At 49.1% G+C, this 766-nt stretch carries 1 protein-coding gene; it reads right to left on the bottom strand.

The annotated features are described in order from the left end of the window. Nucleotides 1-114: 114 nt before the first annotated feature. The coding region (locus tag R7Q48_RS26750) for a glycoside hydrolase domain-containing protein (protein WP_318133259.1) at nucleotides 115-766 on the bottom strand (652 nt) is incomplete at its 5' end.

Below are 766 nucleotides of genomic sequence, written 5' to 3' on the forward strand. Positions count from 1 at the left end.
CGGGTTGCAAAGAAGTTTCGGCAGCAGAAATGACACTGTCATTAGTGGAAGGGATTGATTTGAGCTTGTGTTCCTCAGACTGATTTGGCCTGAGGAACACATTTCAAGTGAAGGTTATTGAGGCGCTTTCATCGCTTCAGATTGGTCGCCCGTCATCACGAAGTGCAACTCACCACCCGGTTTGAACTCGGAATGGTCGAAGAAGAAACCATTATCCAAAGCTTTGCCATTGATGGTGACAGACTTGATGTACATGTTGTCATCGGCGTTATTTTCTGTGGTGATGGTGAACGTACCGTCTTTAACCGGAATCACCGCTTTGTCGAACAGCGGACGACCCACAGTGTAAATCGGTTCTGCTGCGTTCACTTGGTAGAAGCCTAATGCAGACATCACATACCAAGCGGACATTGCACCCACGTCTTCGTTACCAATCAAGCCGGTTGGCTCGCTGGTGTACATCTCTGACATGATGCGGTCTAGGTACTCTTGCGCTTTCCATGGCTCATCCGTTAGCGCGTATAGGTAAGGAATGTGGTGCGATGGCTCGTTACCGTGCATGTACTGACCGATGTAACCCGTTAGGTCTGGTAGCTCTTCGCCTGTGTTTGAAGAACGCGCATTGAATAACTCGTCCAAGTCTTCACGGAAGGCTTTCTCTGGTGTGGTGTCTTTGCCTTGTGCCAAGTCGGCTTGGTAGATTTCTTGTTTCAGACGGTTGAAATCGTGCATTGGTTGGAACTTCCATTGCCATGCGTTCCCTTCG

The organism is Vibrio sp. 378 (assembly GCF_033339435.1).